This is a genomic window from Streptomyces sp. VNUA24, assembly GCF_029167005.1.
Classification (GTDB): Bacteria; Actinomycetota; Actinomycetes; order Streptomycetales; family Streptomycetaceae; genus Streptomyces; species Streptomyces scabiei.
Genome location: NZ_CP119143.1, coordinates 3,547,667 through 3,564,175 on the forward strand (window position 1 = coordinate 3,547,667; position 16,509 = coordinate 3,564,175).

The 16,509-nt window shown below is 72.5% G+C and carries 12 protein-coding genes; 3 read left to right on the plus strand and 9 right to left on the minus strand.

From position 1 onward, the window contains the following. Nucleotides 1-93: 93 nt before the first annotated feature. Nucleotides 94-960 carry an AraC family transcriptional regulator gene (locus PYR72_RS14755; RefSeq protein WP_275455785.1) on the minus strand — a complete coding sequence of 289 codons (867 nt, stop codon included), beginning with the start codon at nt 958-960 and terminating at the stop codon, nt 94-96. A 200-nt stretch (nt 961-1,160) separates the two neighbouring features. Here PYR72_RS14755 and PYR72_RS14760 point away from each other — a divergent pair, with 200 nt between their 5' ends. The 3 genes from PYR72_RS14760 (at nt 1,161) to PYR72_RS14770 (ending at nt 7,821) form a co-directional block, all read left to right on the plus strand. Further along, nucleotides 1,161-6,029: an ATP-dependent helicase gene (locus PYR72_RS14760; protein WP_275455786.1), complete on the plus strand. Its 4,869-nt coding sequence runs from the start codon at nt 1,161-1,163 to the stop codon at nt 6,027-6,029. A 140-nt stretch (nt 6,030-6,169) separates the two neighbouring features. Then, nucleotides 6,170-7,024, plus strand: coding sequence for a DNA-formamidopyrimidine glycosylase family protein (locus PYR72_RS14765; protein WP_275455787.1), 855 nt, complete (start codon nt 6,170-6,172; stop codon nt 7,022-7,024). Between the two features lie 32 nt (nt 7,025-7,056). Beyond that, nucleotides 7,057-7,821, plus strand: coding sequence for an SDR family oxidoreductase (locus PYR72_RS14770; protein ID WP_275455788.1), 765 nt, complete (start codon nt 7,057-7,059; stop codon nt 7,819-7,821). Here the strand turns inward: PYR72_RS14770 and PYR72_RS14775 are convergent. The 8 genes from PYR72_RS14775 to PYR72_RS14810 form a co-directional block, all read right to left on the minus strand. Further along, complete coding sequence (locus tag PYR72_RS14775; RefSeq protein ID WP_275455789.1) at nt 7,769-8,062, minus strand: hypothetical protein; 294 nt, start codon at nt 8,060-8,062, stop codon at nt 7,769-7,771. The genes PYR72_RS14770 and PYR72_RS14775 overlap by 53 nt on opposite strands. A 257-nt stretch (nt 8,063-8,319) precedes the next feature. Continuing rightward, nucleotides 8,320-8,790, minus strand: a complete 471-nt coding sequence (locus tag PYR72_RS14780) for a DNA starvation/stationary phase protection protein (RefSeq protein WP_275455790.1) — start codon at nt 8,788-8,790, stop codon at nt 8,320-8,322. A gap of 300 nt (nt 8,791-9,090) precedes the next feature. Next, nucleotides 9,091-9,468, minus strand: coding sequence for a helix-turn-helix transcriptional regulator (locus PYR72_RS14785; RefSeq protein ID WP_005481441.1), 378 nt, complete (start codon nt 9,466-9,468; stop codon nt 9,091-9,093). A 109-nt stretch (nt 9,469-9,577) separates the two neighbouring features. Next, entirely contained in the window at nt 9,578-10,123 is a 546-nt protein-coding gene (locus tag PYR72_RS14790) for a CinA family protein (RefSeq protein ID WP_275455791.1), read from the minus strand. Beyond that, complete coding sequence (pgsA, locus tag PYR72_RS14795) at nt 10,120-10,866, minus strand: CDP-diacylglycerol--glycerol-3-phosphate 3-phosphatidyltransferase (RefSeq protein ID WP_275455792.1); 747 nt, start codon at nt 10,864-10,866, stop codon at nt 10,120-10,122. The genes PYR72_RS14790 and pgsA overlap by 4 nt, the downstream gene beginning before the upstream one ends. Beyond that, nucleotides 10,863-12,344: a 30S ribosomal protein S12 methylthiotransferase RimO gene (gene rimO, locus PYR72_RS14800; protein WP_275455793.1), complete on the minus strand. Its 1,482-nt coding sequence runs from the start codon at nt 12,342-12,344 to the stop codon at nt 10,863-10,865. Before rimO ends, pgsA begins: the two co-directional genes overlap by 4 nt. 123 nt (nt 12,345-12,467) lie before the next feature. Then, the gene (locus PYR72_RS14805; RefSeq protein ID WP_275455794.1) at nt 12,468-13,334 is read right to left on the minus strand and encodes a helix-turn-helix domain-containing protein; all 867 of its coding nucleotides are present in this window, start codon (nt 13,332-13,334) and stop codon (nt 12,468-12,470) included. 323 nt (nt 13,335-13,657) lie between these two features. Next, nucleotides 13,658-16,396 (minus strand): DNA translocase FtsK, encoded by a 2,739-nt coding sequence (locus tag PYR72_RS14810; RefSeq protein ID WP_275455795.1) that lies wholly within the window; start codon nt 16,394-16,396, stop codon nt 13,658-13,660. Nucleotides 16,397-16,509 lie beyond the last annotated feature (113 nt).

Here is a 16,509-nt window from a genome sequence, read left to right on the forward strand (position 1 = left end):
CGTTCTTGCGCACGCCTGCGTTCCTGCGCACGCCTGCGTTCCTGCGCACGCCCGTCGGCCGCCGTGCCCGCGCCGTCCCCACGTGCACGACGCTCACGCGCGACGTACTCGGCCCCGCGGTGTGTCGTCGATCCCGCCACCCGCGCGTTCCCGCTGGTACGCGCCCGGCGGCACGCCCACGATGCGACTGAAGTGGCGGTTGAGGTGCGGCTGGTCCGTGAAGCCGACCGCGACGGCGGCCTCGGCGGGAGACGTACCCGTGTCGAGCAGGCCGCGCGCCCGGCGCACGCGCGCGTCGGTCAGCCATGCGTGCGGCGGCATGCCGTAGGCCGTGCGGAAGGCCCGCAGGAGGGCGAAGGGACTGGTGCCGAGGTCTGCGGCGAGCCGCTCCAGGGTCGGCGGGTCGATCATCCGCTCCTCGAGCACGGCACGCGCCCGTGCCGCGACGGGCGCTCCCGCCGTGCGGACGGTGCGCTGGGGCAGCGGCCCGCCGTTCAGACGCAGCAGCCGGGTCACGGCCACGCGCAACAGCGTGTCCGCCGCCAGCGCGTTGCCCTCATCGACGGCCCGCAGCACCTGGTGGACGAGGCCCGCGGCGTACGGGTCCTGGAGCACGGGGTTCACGAAGCCGGGGGTGCCGCGGATCGCGGTGGTCTCGGCGGCGATCTCGGCCACCACGGCCGGCGACGGGTAGACGGCGCCGTACCTCCAGCCCTCGGGCACGCCCGCGCGGCCGGTGTGCGGGGTGTCGGGGTTGACCAGGGCCAGGGCACCCGGTCCCGCGTACTGGTCGGCGCCCCCGTGGTGGAACACCTCGACCCCGTCGGTGATCGCCGCGATCACGAAGTGCTCGTGGGTGTGCCGCACGAACTTCTTCTCGACGTACCTCGCCCGCAGCAGATCGACACCGGGCAGCTCCTCGTACCGCCAGTGCCTCGCCCGCTCCGCCGAACCCGCCATGTCCCCAGTGTGCGGGGTGGCCGGTCCCGGCGGCGAAGTGCGGGGGTGCCGCGCACGCGGCCACCGGTGCGCAGGCGTGACGGCGGCGCCGTGCCGCGCCCATGGACGGAGGGGTGAGGGCCCGATCGGCGAACCGGACCGTCGCCCTCGCGTTTCCGCAGGTCCGGGCCATTGTCAGTGGTCGGGTGCAGGATGGTGGCATGGTCAGCTCCGCAGATCGAGCCCTCGACGGCTTCTCCCCCGCGACCCGCGGCTGGTTCACGGGGGCGTTCTCCGCGCCCACCGCGGCCCAGGCCGGGGCGTGGCGGGCGATCGGCGAGGGCTCGGACGTGCTGGTGGTCGCCCCGACCGGCTCCGGCAAGACGCTGGCCGCGTTCCTCGCCGCGCTGGACCAGCTGACGTCGAGCCCGCCCCCGGCCGACCCGAAGAAGCGCTGCCGGGTCCTGTACGTGTCACCGCTGAAGGCGCTCGCGGTGGACGTGGAGCGGAACCTGCGCAGTCCGCTGACCGGTATCCGCCAGGAATCGGTGCGGCTGGGACTGCCCGAGCCCGAGGTGAAGGTGGGCATCCGGTCCGGGGACACCCCGCCCGCCGAGCGCCGGGCCCTGGCCACCCGGCCGCCGGACATCCTGATCACCACGCCCGAGTCCCTGTTCCTGATGCTCACGTCGGCCACGCGCGACGCGCTCACGGGCGTGGAGACGGTCATCCTCGACGAGGTGCACGCGGTGGCGGGCACCAAACGCGGCGCCCACCTGGCCCTCACTCTGGAGCGCCTGGACGAGTTGCTGCCCCGTCCGGCCCGCCGGATCGGCCTGTCCGCCACCGTGCGTCCCGTCGACGAGGTCGCGCGCTACCTCTCCCCGCGCCGCAGGGTGGAGATCGTCCAGCCTCCGTCCGGCAAGGAGTTCGACCTGTCGGTGGTCGTCCCGGTGGAGGACCTGGGAGAGCTGGGCGGCTCCCCGGTCGCCGACGGCAACGAGGGTGCGGAGCGCCCGTCGATCTGGCCGCACGTCGAGGAGCGGATCGCCGACCTCGTGCAGGCCCACCGCTCGACGATCGTGTTCGCCAACTCCCGCCGCCTCGCCGAGCGGCTGTGCAACCGGCTCAACGAGATCGCGTACGAGCGGGCCACCGGTGAGCCCCTGGACGAACACCACGGGCCGGCGGAGCTGATGGGCGGCTCCGGCGCGGCTCAGGGGGCGCCCCCGGTGCTGGCCAGGGCCCACCACGGCTCGGTCTCCAAGGAGCAGCGCGCCCTGGTCGAGGAGGATCTGAAGGCCGGCCGGCTGCCGGCGGTGGTCGCCACCTCCAGCCTCGAACTGGGCATCGACATGGGCGCGGTGGACCTCGTCGTCCAGGTGGAGTCACCGCCCTCGGTCGCCTCCGGACTGCAGCGCGTGGGCCGCGCGGGCCACCAGGTGGGCGCGGTGTCCACGGGTGTGGTCTTCCCCAAGTACCGCGGCGATCTCGTCCAGTCGGCCGTCGTCACCGAACGGATGCGCAGCGGCGCCATCGAGTCCATGAGGATCCCCGGCAATCCCCTGGACGTCCTGGCGCAGCAGATCGTCGCCATGACCTCGATGGACACCTGGCAGTTCGACGATCTCCTGGCCACCGTCCGGCGCGCGGCACCCTTCGCCGCTCTTCCCGAGTCCGCTTTCACGGCCGTCCTGGACATGCTGGCGGGCCGCTATCCGTCCGACGCGTTCGCGGAACTGCGCCCGCGCGTGGTCTGGGACCGGGTCGCGGGCACGATCACGGGACGGCCCGGCGCCCAGCGGCTCGCGGTGACGTCCGGGGGCACGATCCCGGACCGCGGCCTCTTCGGGGTCTTCCTCGCCGGCTCCGACCCCAAGAAGGGCGGCGGCCGGGTCGGGGAACTCGACGAGGAGATGGTGTACGAGTCCCGGGTCGGGGACGTCTTCACCCTGGGCACCAGTTCCTGGCGGATCGAGGACATCACCCGCGACCGGGTGCTGGTCTCCCCCGCACCGGGTGTCCCGGGCCGCCTGCCGTTCTGGAAGGGCGACCAGCTCGGCCGCCCGCTCGAACTGGGGCGCGCGGTGGGCGCGTTCCTGCGCGAGGTCGGCTCCCTTTCCGAGGAGGACGCCCGGCTGCGGCTGCTGGCCGCCGGACTCGACGCCTGGGCCGCCGACAACGTCCTGTCGTACCTGGCCGAACAGCGCGAGGCCTGCGGCCACGTCCCCGACGACCGCACGATCGTCGTCGAGCGCTTCCGCGACGAGCTGGGCGACTGGCGGGTCGTCGTCCACTCCCCCTTCGGTGCGCAGGTCCACGCGCCCTGGGCCCTCGCCCTGGGCGCGAAGCTCTCCGAGCGGTACGGCATGGACGCCCAGGTCATGCACGCGGACGACGGCATCGTGCTCCGCCTGCCGGACGCCGACCTGATGGGCCTGGACCTGCTCGACATGGAGCCCATGAAGGCGGGCACCGAATACGACGCGGAGCAGGCCCCGATCGGCGCGGCGGACGTCGCCTTCGACAAGGGCGAGGTCGACCAGATCGTCACCGACCAGGTGGGCGGTTCGGCGCTGTTCGCGTCCCGCTTCCGCGAGTGCGCCGCCCGTGCGCTGCTGCTGCCCCGGCGCAACCCGGGCAGGCGCACTCCCCTGTGGCAACAGCGTCAGCGTGCCGCGCAACTGCTGCAGGTGGCGAGCGAGTTCGGCTCGTTCCCGATCGTGCTGGAGGCGGTCCGCGAATGCCTGCAGGACGTGTTCGACGTCCCCGGTCTCAGCGAGCTGATGGGCGACATCGAGTCCCGCAAGGTCCGCCTCGTCGAGGTGACCACCCCCGAGCCCTCCCCCTTCGCCCGCTCCCTCCTCTTCGGATACGTCGCCCAGTTCCTGTACGAGGGCGACTCCCCGCTCGCCGAGCGCCGTGCGGCCGCCCTGTCGCTGGACTCCCGACTGCTGGCCGAGCTGCTGGGGCAGGCGGAGCTGCGTGAACTGCTCGACGCCGAGGTCCTGACCGAGCTGGAGCAGGAGCTTCAGTGGCTCACCGACGACCGGCGGGTCAAGGACGCCGAGGGCGTGGCGGACCTGCTCCGGCTCCTCGGCCCGCTCACGGACGCCGAGCTGGCCGAGCGCGGCGCCGAGCCGGGGTGGCCGCAGGAGCTGGCCGGGGCCCGCCGCGCCATCCGTGTCCGCATCGCCGGCACCGACCACTGGGCGGCGGTCGAGGACGCGGGCCGGCTGAGGGACGCGCTCGGTACGGCCCTGCCGGTCGGTGTCCCGGAAGCCTTCACCGAGCCCGTCAAGGATCCCCTCGGCGACCTGCTCGCCCGGTTCGCCCGCACCCACGGCCCCTTCACCTCGGCCACGGCCGCCGCCCGCTTCGGCCTCGGCGTGGCCGTCACGGACGGGGCGCTGCATCGCCTGGCGGCGAACGGCCGCGTCGTGCAGGGCGAGTTCCATCCGGCGGGCATCGGTCAGGAGTGGTGCGACGCGGCCGTGCTGCGCCGCCTGCGCCGCCGCTCGCTGGCGGCCCTGCGGCACGAACTGGAGCCGGTGCCGCCCGCCGCGCTCGCCCAGTTCCTGCCGCAGTGGCAGCACGTGGGCGGCGGTCACGGACTGCGCGGCATCGACGGACTGGTGCGTGCGATCGAGCAGTTGCAGGGGGCCTCCGTGCCCGCCTCCGCGTTGGAGAAGCTGATCCTGCCCTCCCGGGTCGCCGGCTACGCCCCCGCGATGCTCGACGAACTCACCGCGGCCGGCGAGGTCGTCTGGGCGGGCGCCGGCGCCCTCCCCGGCAAGGACGGCTGGGTCTCGCTGTATCTGGCGGACGCGGCCCCGCTCCTCCTCCCCCCGCCGCACCCCCTGGAGCAGACCGCGCTCCACGAGTCGATCCTGACCAGCCTCTCGGGCGGCTACGGCCTCTTCTTCCGTCAGATCGCCGACCAGATCCGCGCGACCACCCACCCCGACGTCACCGACCCCCAACTGGCCGATGCCGTGTGGGATCTCGCCTGGTCCGGACGGCTCACCAACGACACGCTCACCCCCATGCGCTCCCTCCTGGGCTCGGGCCGCACCGCGGGTTCCACCGCCCACCGCGCCAAGCGCACGATCCCGCGCGGCCGGTACGGATCCCTGACCGCCGCCGCCCGGCCCCAGTCCCGTACGGGCCCACCCACGGTCGCCGGCCGCTGGTCCCTCCTGCCCACCCACGAACCCGACGCCACCGTCCGCGCCCACGCCCGGGCACGCACCCTCCTCGACCGCCACGGTGTGGTGACCCGGGGCGCGGTGGGCGCCGAGGGTGTCGAGGGCGGCTTCTCCGCCGTGTACCGCGTCCTGTCCGTCTTCGAGGAGAGCGGCCAGGCCCGCCGCGGCTATGTCGTCGAGGGTCTGGGCGCCGCCCAGTTCGCGATGGACGGCGCCGTGGACCGCCTCCGCGCGGTGTCCAACGCCCGCGACCGCGGCGAGCCCCTGGGAAGCCCCGGGCCGAACGGCTCGGGCCCGAACGGCTCGGCCGAGGCTCCCGGCGCACTCCCGGCCCACGCCCCCTGGGACGACTTCCCCGACGTGCCCGGCCTCCGCGCCCCCGGCCCGGACGAGCCGTACGCAGCTGCCTCCTTCCCCGCACCGGCAGCCTTCGACGCCGGCCCCCACGCCCGCGCCGGCCGGGACCCGCACCGCACCCGCAGCGCACCCTCCCCCCGAGCCGTCGTCCTGGCCGCGGCCGACCCCGCGAACGCCTACGGTGCCGCCCTCCCCTGGCCCGATCCGCCCACCGATGCCGGACACAAGCCGGGCCGCAAGGCGGGCTCCCTGGTCGTCCTGGTCGACGGCGAGCTGACCGTCTACATGGAGCGCGGCGGCAAGACACTCCTGGCCTGGCCCGCCGACCCGGAGGCCAGGCCCCTGGACGACCCGCGCCTGCGCCCGGCCGCCGAGGCCCTGGCGGGAGCCGCCCGCGCGGGCTCCCTCGGCACGGTCACGGTGGAGCGCGTGAACGGCGCCTCCGCCCTCACCTCACCTCACGGCCCCCTCTTGGAGGCGGCGGGCTTCATCGCGACCCCGCGCGGCCTGCGCATCCGAGCATGACCACCGAACCCCAGCCCCAGCCCCAGCCCCAGGAGCAGGCCCGCGGCCGGCCCCCGCCCACGCCAGCGCCAGCGCTCGGCACCCCGCCCCCGGCCAGCCCGCACCCGCCCCCGCCCCCACACCCGTGCCACCCTTGACCCATGCCCGAAGGTGACACCGTCTGGCAAGCGGCGAGGCGACTGCACACCGCCCTCGCCGGCCAGGTGCTGTCCCGCTCCGACCTCCGCGTGCCGAAGTACGCCACGGCCGACCTCACCGGCCGTACCGTCCTGGACGTCACCCCGCGCGGCAAACACCTCCTGACCCGCGTCGAAGGCGGCCTGACGCTGCACTCGCATCTGCGGATGGACGGTTCCTGGAAGGTGTACGCCGACGGTGAGCGCTGGCGCGGGGGCCCGGCGCACCAGATCCGCGCCATCCTCGGCACCACCGAGCGCACGGCGGTCGGTTACCGCCTGCCCGTACTGGAGCTGATGCGCACCGCCGACGAACACCGTGCCGTCGGTCACCTCGGCCCCGACCTGCTCGGCCCGGACTGGGACCCCGAACTCGCCCTCGCCAACCTCCTCGGCGACCCGGGCCGGGCGCTCGGGGAGGCGCTCCTGGACCAGCGCAACCTCGCCGGTATCGGCAACGTGTACAAGAGCGAGCTGTGCTTCCTGCTCCGGGTCACCCCGTGGCTCCCCGTGGGCGCCCTCCCGGCGGAGGTCGCCGCGCGGCTGCCCGACCTCGCCAAGAAGGTGCTCGAAGCCAACCGCGACCGCCCGATCCGCAACACGACGGGCCACCGCCGCCATGACCTGTTCGTGTACGGCCGGGCCCCCCGCCCGTGTCTGCGCTGCCACACCCCCGTGCGCGCGGCCGACCAGGGGGACGGCTCCCGCGAACGCCCCACCTACTGGTGCCCCACCTGCCAGCCGGGCCCGGCACCGCCCCCGGGCGCCATGCGAACGCCCCGCGCGCACACCCGAGTTCAGCGCCGCACAACTAATTGACGGACCGTCAGAAACGCTCGTACCGTCGAGTCATGTCCCTTCCGGCGTACGACCTCAGCGGCCGCACCGCGTTCGTCACCGGCGCCGGCAGCGGTATCGGCCGCGCGTCGGCGGTCCTGCTCGCCGAGGCGGGCGCGACCGTGCACTGCGCGGACCGCGACGCGGCCGGCCTGCACGAGACGGCGACCCTCATCAAGGCCAGGAACGCCACCGCCCACACCCACCATCTCGACGTCACCGACCGTGCGCAGCTCACGCGGGCCGTGGCCGCCTGCGAGCGGCTCCACGTGATGGCGGCGATCGCCGGGATCATGCACAGCAGCCCGGTTCTGGAGACCCGGGACGAGGACCTGGAACGGGTGTGGAGCGTCAACTTCAAGGGTGTCCTGCACGCCTGTCAGGCGGCGGCCGCCCGGATGATCGCCGACGGGACCCGCGGCAGCATCGTCACCATGGCCTCGGGCGCGGTCGACACCGGCGGGCCGGGGCTGCTCTGCTACGGCGTGACCAAGGCGGCGGTGGTCCAGCTGACGAAGACCCTGGCGACCGAGGTCGGCAGCCACGGCATCCGTGTCAACGCGGTGGCCCCGGGCTGGGTCCGTACGCCCATGACCGACCGCCACGACGGTGAGGCGCAGGCGCGCACGGAGTCCTTCATGGCACGGCTGTCACCACTGGGCCGGGTCGGCGAGCCCGAGGACATCGCGCACGCCGTGCTGCATCTCGCCTCCGACGCCTCGGCGTTCACGACGGGTCAGATCCTCCGCCCGAACGGCGGGGTGGCCATGCCCTGGTGACCGCGGCCCCCACCGCGCCCTCCAGAACCGGACCACCCCTCGCGCCCCCTGACGCGCCCCCCGGCCGTCCCGGTGCCCGTCCCTTCGGTACGCAGTGCACAGGCAGGAGGCTCAGCCCCCACCCCCCGGCCGCGACGGCCCCCTCCACCGCGCCGGCGTCCGGCACCAGCGCGAGCCGCAGCACACCCCACCACCACAGCGCACCGAGCCCCAGAGCCGCCCCCCAGCGAACTATCCGCATGGCCGCCACCTCCAAGGCCTCCGGGCCCCCGACACGACGCTAGAGGGCCCTCGTCGCGGCCGGAGAGGGCGCACCACCGGCACAGGGACGCACGCCCCTCTCACGCGAACCGCGCACCCGGCGCACATGAGCGCCCCGGGGCCATGCACCGCCGTCCGCACGCCCCCGCCGCGCCCACCGGCGCCGGGGCGCACGGCCCGCCGGACCGGAGGCGCGCGGAAGTACGGCAGCGGTCCGCGCCGTGGGACGACGTCGCGCTAACCGTTCTCCGCCTGGAACATCCAGTGGTGCTTCTCCAGATCGGCCGTGATCTGGATGAAGATGTCCTGGCTCACCGGATCCGCCTCCGCGGTGCTCTCCACCCGCGTCCGCATACGGGTGATCACCGCGCCGAGCGCCTCCACCAGGGTGCCCACCGCGTCCGCGTCCTTGACCCAGCCGTCCGGGACCGCGCCGATCCCGCTGCTCCCGGCCACCGTCCGGGCCCGCCCGTCCGGCGGGACACCCAGGGTGGAGGCCCGTTCGGCGACCGTGTCGGAGTGCAGCCGTGCGGTGTCCACGACCTCGTCGAGCTGGAGGTGGACCGAGCGGAAGCGCGGCCCGACCACGTTCCAGTGGATCTGCTTGGCCACCAGGGAGAGGTCGACGAGATCGACGAGGGCGCCCTGCAGCGCCTCGGAGACGGTCCTGAGGTCGGCCTCGGACAGCGGGCTCTTCACCACGTACATCAGCGCAGCTCCGGATTCTTGAGACGACCGTACGACCCCGTGCGCCCGCACCTATGAACGTGTCGTGCGCAGGTCCCCGTTCCGCCCCTCCACCATGACCGCACACCACCAGCCCGGCAAACGGGACGCACCGGCCCCCGGTCCGGGCACCGACCTCGACCCCGGCCCCGCGGCAGGGGTGACACGAAAGCCCCGGCCGACGCCCCCAGGTCTCCCTGAAGGCCCCGACCGGGGCTCCGCTGCTGCTTTTTCCCTACTTCACCGGCACGCGCCTCACCGCACGCACACCCTCGCGGCAGGTCAGGCCGCGACGACGTCCACCGCTTCGGCGGGTGCCTTGATCGTGACCCGCTCCGGCGGCACACCGGCCACCGAGACGGAGTTGAGCATCGGTCGACGCACTGGTGCTGGCACCGGCTCGGTGGCCGCTGCGGACTGGGCCAGCTCGGCAAGGGCGAGCTCGTCACTCACTTCCCGCATGAGCTCGGACATCCGTACGTCCAACGCGTCGCAAATGGCGGAGAGCAGTTCGGAGGACGCCTCCTTCTGCCCCCGCTCCACCTCGGAGAGATAGCCGAGTGAGACTCGGGCGGACGAGGAGACTTCGCGCAGAGTACGGCCCTGGCGCTGGCGCTGCCGACGCAGCACGTCACCCAGCAGGCGACGGAGCAGAATCATCGGTGGCTCCCTCCTCGGACCGCGTAGCCGCATCCTTCACGCCCCACCGTACCGCCTTGCGCTGCGGCCGTGCGGGGAGCGCTGTTGTGTTCACTCAGGGCTGCAAACATCAGGTCCCCCCGTTCTGTTCCGTATCCTGTGCCCGCTCATTTCCGGTCTGTTCGCCCGCAAGCTCCTCAAGAAGCAGTGCGAGTACGCTCCGTACACTCTCCATACGGATTTCCGCCCGGCCGCCGTTCAACCGCAACGACGACACTTTCCCGCCACGTGATACGCCGGAATCGGAGGCGGACGGCCCGATGACGGCCACGTAGACCGTGCCGACGGCTTGGCCGTCCTGGGGTTCGGGACCCGCGACTCCGGTGGTCGAAATTCCCCAGTCGGCGCCGAGCGCCTTGCGGACACCCTCGGCCATCTGGGCCGCGACCTGCGGATCCACCGCCCCCCGCTGCTCCAGGAGGGTGGCGTCGACATCGAGCAACTGGTGCTTGAGCTGCGTGGCGTAGGCGGTGACGGAGCCGCGGAACGCCTGGGAGGAGCCGGGGGCCGCGGTGAGCGCGGCCGCGACCAGACCGCCGGTCAGCGACTCGGCGACGGCGAGCGTCTCACCCCTCACCGTCAGTAGTCGCAGCACTTCGGCGGCCGTGGACGTCAATGTTCCGCCCCCTCCGCCGAGGCTTGGCGATCGGCGGTTCCCCGTCGGCGCAGCACAATGGCCTGTCTCACATAGTCGATTCCGGTGACCACTGTCAGAATGACGGCCGCGGCCATCACCCACCACCGCAGAGTGGCCAGCGGACCCTCCAGGACCAGGACGTACATTCCGACGGCGATGCCCTGGGTCAGGGTCTTGAGCTTGCCGCCGCGGCTCGCCGGGATGACTCCGTACCGGATGACGACGAAGCGCAGCAGTGTGATCCCGAGCTCACGGCCGAGGATGACACCGGTCACCCACCACGGCAGATCACCGAGGTAGGACAGGCAGATCAGCGCGGCACCCATGATCGCCTTGTCGGCGATGGGGTCGGCGATCTTGCCGAAGTCGGTGACGAGGTCGTAGGTCCGGGCCAGATGGCCGTCGAAGACGTCGGTGATCATGGCGACGGCGAAGGCGGCCCAGGCCCAGGCCCGCCAGACGGGGTCGTACCCGCCGTCCATGAGCATCAGCACGACGAAGCCCGGCACGAGGACCAGGCGGACCATGGTCAGGATGTTGGCGATGTTCCAGAGGCTGGCCTGGTTGACGGCGGCGGCTCCCAGCTTCCCGCCCCGCACGGCCCGCGCCTCCCCGGCATCACTGGAGGCGGCGGCGCCCGGGGCGCCGGGAACGCCCGGGGCGCTCGTCGCGCCCTTGGCGCCGGAGGTGCCGCCCGCCGCGGATGCCGGGACTCCCGTCATCTGGCCGCCTCCTCAGTACACACGTGGGAGCCGTGCGAGCCCGGAAGCACCTCGGCCACCAGATCGACGCCTTCCGTGCCGACCACCTTCGCCTCGACCATAAGGCCGACGCTCAGTTCCTCGCCGCTCGTGAAGAGCACCTGTCCGTCGGTCTCGGGTGCCTGGTGGGCGGCCCGGCCGTACGCGCCCTCCTCGCCGTCGACCGACTCGACCAGCACGCGCACGGTCTGCCCGACGCGCTCCTCGGCACGCTGCGAGACCAGTTCCTCGGCCAGCCGCGAGACCCGTGCGAGCCGCTCGGCGACGACGTCCTCGGGCAGCTTGTTCTCGTACGTCGCCGCTTCCGTGCCGTCCTCGTCGGAATAGCCGAAGACACCGATCGCGTCCAGTCTCGCACCGTTCAGGAAGCGCTCCAGCTCGGCGAGGTCGTCCTCGCTCTCGCCGGGGAAGCCGACGATGAAGTTGGACCGCACGCCGGCTTCGGGTGCCTTGCCGCGGATGGTGTCGAGCAGTTCCAGGAAGCGGTCGGTGTCGCCGAAGCGGCGCATGGAGCGCAGCACGGCGGGGGCGGAGTGCTGGAAGGAGAGGTCGAAGTAGGGCACGACCTTGGGTGTGGAGGTGAGCACGTCGATGAGGCCGGGCCGCATCTCGGCGGGCTGGAGGTAGCTGACGCGCACCCGCTCGATGCCGTCGACCTCGGCCAGCTCGGGCAGCAGGGACTCCAGCAGCCGGATGTCGCCCAGGTCCTTGCCGTACGAGGTGTTGTTCTCGGAGACCAGCATGACCTCCTTCACACCCTGCTCGGCCAGCCAGCGGGTCTCGTTCAGGACGTCCGAGGGGCGGCGGGAGATGAAGGAGCCGCGGAAGGAGGGGATGGCGCAGAAGGAGCAGCGGCGGTCGCAGCCGGAGGCGAGCTTCACGGAGGCCACGGGCGAGCCGTCCAGGCGGCGGCGCAGCGGCGAACGCGGCCCGGAAGCCGGGGCGAGCCCTTCCGGAAGGTCGGCCGGGGCGTGGCCCGGGAGCGCGACCTCGGCCGCCGACTCCTGGCGCTGGGCGGGGCTGATCGGCAGCAGCTTGCGGCGGTCGCGCGGGGTGTGAGAGGCGTGGATGCCGCCGTTCAGGATGGTCTGGAGCCGGTCGGAGATGTCCGCGTAGTCGTCGAAGCCGAGCACGCCGTCGGCCTCGGGCAGTGCCTCGGCCAGCTCCTTGCCGTACCGCTCGGCCATGCAGCCGACCGCCACGACGGCCTGGGTTCTGCCGTGACCCTTGAGGTCGTTGGCCTCCAGGAGCGCGTCGACGGAGTCCTTCTTGGCGGCCTCGACGAAGCCACAGGTGTTGACGACCGCGACGTCCGCTTCCTCGGCGTCCTCGACGAGCTCCCAGCCGTCCGCCTCCAAGCGGCCTGCGAGCTCCTCCGAGTCCACCTCGTTACGGGCGCAGCCAAGAGTGACGAGTGCGACGGTACGGCGTTCAGGCATGGGCTCAAGACTACTTCGTCCCAGTGACAGCCCACGTCGACGGGGTTGGCCGATCTTGGCCAACCCCGTCCCTCACGTTCTTCGCGGCGTCCGGACCCCCGTGGGCCCGGACCCGGCGGGGGTTCAGCCGACCTCGGGGTCGCCCTTCGTGTACGTCAGTCGTTCGACCTGGCCGGGCTGGAAGTCGTCCTGGATCTTCTTGCCGTTGACGTAGAGCTGGACGGCCCCGGCGTCGCCGAGAACGAGGTCGATCTTGGAGCCGTCCTGGAAGGTCTTGGACTCGCCCTGCTTGAGGAGGCCGTCCCACAGGAGCCGGCCGTTGTGGTCCTTGGCGGAGATCCAGCTGCGCCCGTCGGAGGCGCTGACCCGCACGGTCACCTTGTCGCGGGGCGCGGCCGCGATGGCGCTGTCGGTCGGGTCGGCCTTGGGGTCGGCGTCGGGCTTGTCGGTCTTGGGCTTGGACGGGGCGGGCTTGCTGGTCGTGGGAGTGGAGCCCTCGGCGACCTGGGCGGAGGAGCCGTCGTCGTCCCCGCGGTCGAAGGCGGTGAAGCCGACGAAGCCGATCACCGCGACGATCGCGGCGACCATGGCGGCGGTCCAGTTGGGGCCGCGACGCTCGGGCCGGATCCGTTCCGCCTCGAACAACGGGGCTGCGGGCGTCGGCGCGGGCCGTCCGCCGTGCGTCTCCGCGAACTGTTCGAGGAGCGGGGCGGGGTCGATGCGCACCGCACGCGCGAGACTGCGGATGTGACCGCGCGCGTAGACGTCGCCGCCGCAGGGGGCGAAGTCGTCCTGTTCGATCGCGTGCACGATGGCGATGCGGACCCGGGTGGCGTTGCTGACGTCGTCGACGGTCAGCCCGGCCGCGATGCGTGCCTGCTGGAGGGCACGACCGATCGAGGGGCGTTCCGCCGAGCGTTCGTCACGGTCGTCTTCGAACGGACGCTCGTCTTCGGGGAAGTTGCCGTCAGGGGAGTTGCCGATGGACACGGGGGCGCCTTTCGAGCGTGTAGCCACCTGTGCTGGAGGTTCAGTCTAGGGGGGGTACGAAAGGGTGGGGCAACCGGGCGGTGGGACTTTGTACGCCATCAGAATGGCCGGTCATCCTGCTGGTGGTGAGGGTGGGGCACAGGGCTGTCCCCTCGTCCAACTTGACGTACGCCGAAGGGAAACGGTTGCTCACCATTTCCTTACGGGTGAGTCACGTTCGAATACCCGGATGCCGTAATCGCATCCGCGTTCCGCCCGCCGGACAACCGATTCTCCCTGCCGTGCGCCCTTCTCGCGCCCCTCCGCGATCCCGCCCGCGGCCCTTACGACTCAGTCTCCCCCCGGATCACGGCCAGCACGCCGTCCAGCTCGTCGGGTTTCACAAGAACGTCACGTGCCTTGGAGCCCTCGCTCGGCCCCACGATGCCCCGCGACTCCATCAGGTCCATGAGCCGCCCGGCCTTGGCGAAGCCGACGCGCAGCTTGCGCTGGAGCATCGAGGTCGAGCCGAACTGGGTGGAGACGACCAGTTCGGCCGCCTGGCACAGCAGGTCGAGGTCGTCGCCGATCTCCTCGTCGATCTCCTTCTTCTGCTTGGTGCCCACGGTGACGTCGTCCCGGAAGACCGGCGCCATCTGGTCCTTGCAGTGCTGCACGATCGCCGCGACCTCGTCCTCGGTCACGAACGCGCCCTGCATACGGGTCGGCTTGTTCGCCCCCATCGGCAGGAACAGCCCGTCGCCCTTGCCGATCAGCTTCTCGGCGCCGGGCTGGTCGAGGATGACGCGGGAGTCGGCGAGCGAGGAGGTGGCGAAGGCGAGCCGGGAGGGCACGTTCGCCTTGATCAGACCGGTGACGACGTCCACCGACGGCCGCTGTGTGGCGAGCACCAGATGGATGCCGGCCGCACGCGCCAGCTGCGTGATCCGCACGATCGCGTCCTCGACGTCGCGCGGCGCGACCATCATCAGGTCGGCCAGCTCGTCCACGATCACCAGCAGATACGGGTACGGCGACAGCTCGCGCTCGCTGCCCTCGGGCAGCTTGACCTTGCCGTTGCGGATGGCCTCGTTGAAGTCGTCGATGTGCCGGTAGCCGAACGCGGCCAGATCGTCGTAGCGCAGGTCCATCTCGCGCACGACCCACTGCAGTGCCTCGGCGGCCCGCTTGGGGTTGGTGATGATCGGCGTGATGAGGTGCGGGATCCCCTCGTACGCCGTCAGCTCCACGCGCTTGGGGTCGACGAGGACCATGCGGACGTCCTCGGGGGTCGCGCGGACCATGACCGAGGTGATCAGGCAGTTGATGCACGACGACTTGCCGGAGCCGGTCGCGCCCGCGACGAGCACGTGCGGCATCTTCGCCAGGTTGGCCATCACATAGCCGCCCTCGACGTCCTTGCCGAGCGCGACCAGCATCGGGTGGTCGTCCTCGGCCGCGTCCGCGAGACGCAGGACGTCGCCCAGGTTGACCATCTCGCGGTCGGTGTTGGGGATCTCGATGCCGACGGCCGACTTGCCGGGGATCGGGCTGATGATCCGCACGTCCGGGCTGGCGACGGCGTAGGCGATGTTCTTGGTCAGCGCGGTGATCCGCTCGACCTTCACCGCGGGGCCCAGCTCGACCTCGTACCGGGTGACCGTCGGACCGCGGGTGAAGCCGGTGACGGCCGCGTCGACCTTGAACTCCGAGAACACGTTCGACAGGGAAGCCACTATGGCGTCGTTGGCGGCGCTGCGGGTCTTGCCGGGGCCGCCGCGCTCCAGGAGGTCGAGCGAGGGCAGGGAGTAGGTGATGTCGCCGGAGAGCTGCAACTGCTCGGCGCGCGCCGGCAGCTCGCGGGGCTCGTCCGGGGCCTTCTTGGTCAGATCCGGCACCAGGGCGTCCTGCCGGGCGCCCTTGGGCGGCCTGGTGGCGGGGGGCGCCTCCTTGGCCGGCTTGCTGCGCGCGGCCGGGACGGGCGTGGTCTCCTCCCGGTCGCCGACGCTCACGCCCTGGGTGAGGTCGGCGACGACCGGCGAGGGCGGCATTCCGTGCAGGACCGCCCCGTCGAGCGCGGCGGCGGCCGCCGCCGCGACGTCCACGGCGTCCATCGGCCGGTTCGGGTCCGGCTGCCGTACCGCGGAACGCCTCGGGCGGCGCCGGGTGAGGGCCTCCTGCTCGGCGCTGTCGGGGTCGTACGGCTCGGGGGCGGAGCCGCGCCCGCGGGAGCGTGCGGGCAGCGCGTCACGCCACTGCTCGTCGTAGCGGGCGTCGTCCTCGCCGTACTCGGCGGACTCGTCCTCGTCGTCGGCGACGATGCCCAGCTTCTGCCCGAGCAGCCGCAACCGCTGCGGGATCGCGTTGACCGGTGTCGCGGTGACGACGAGCAGTCCGAAGACCGTGAGCAGCACGAGCATCGCGACGGCCAGGGCCTCGCCCATGGTGTAGGTCAGCGGGGTGGCCGTGCCCCAGCCGATGAGTCCCCCGGCGTCCCTTATCGCCTGCATCCCGGCGCTGCGCGCGGGCGAGCCGCACGCGAGGTGGACCTGGCCGAGGATGCCGATGACGAGCGCGGACAGCCCGATGACGATGCGGCCGTTGGCGTCGGGCTTCTCGGGATGCCGGATGAACCGCACGGCGATGACCGCGAGCAGTATCGGCACGAGCAGGTCGAGGCGTCCGAAGGCGCCGGTCACGAGCATCTCGACTAGATCGCCGACCGGGCCGCGCAGGTTGGACCAGGTACCGGCGGCGACGATCAGGCTGAGGGCGAGCAGCAGGAGCGCGACGCCGTCCTTGCGGTGCGCCGGGTCGAGTCCCTTCGCGCCCTGCCCTATGCCGCGGAAGACGGCGCCGACGGCGTGCGCGGCACCGAGCCAGACGGCGCGTACGAGTCGGTACACGCCTCCGGTGGGACTGGGCGCCGGCTTCGGAGGGGCCGTCTTCTTCGCCGTCGCCCGCTTGGCGGGTGCCTTCCTGGCGGCGGCTTTCTTCGCGGGGGCCTTCTTCGCCGGAGCCTTCGTCGGAGCGGCCGCCTTCTTCGCGGGCGGCTTCTTCGCTGCGGACTGACGTGAGGCCATGGGTGTGAGGTTACCGGTGGAGACCACAGCCGACACGTGTGCCCACTGCTTCACCCGTTCGTGTCGCGAACTCCGGGGCCCGAAGCTGACGCGAGGTGACGGGGCCTCGGCCC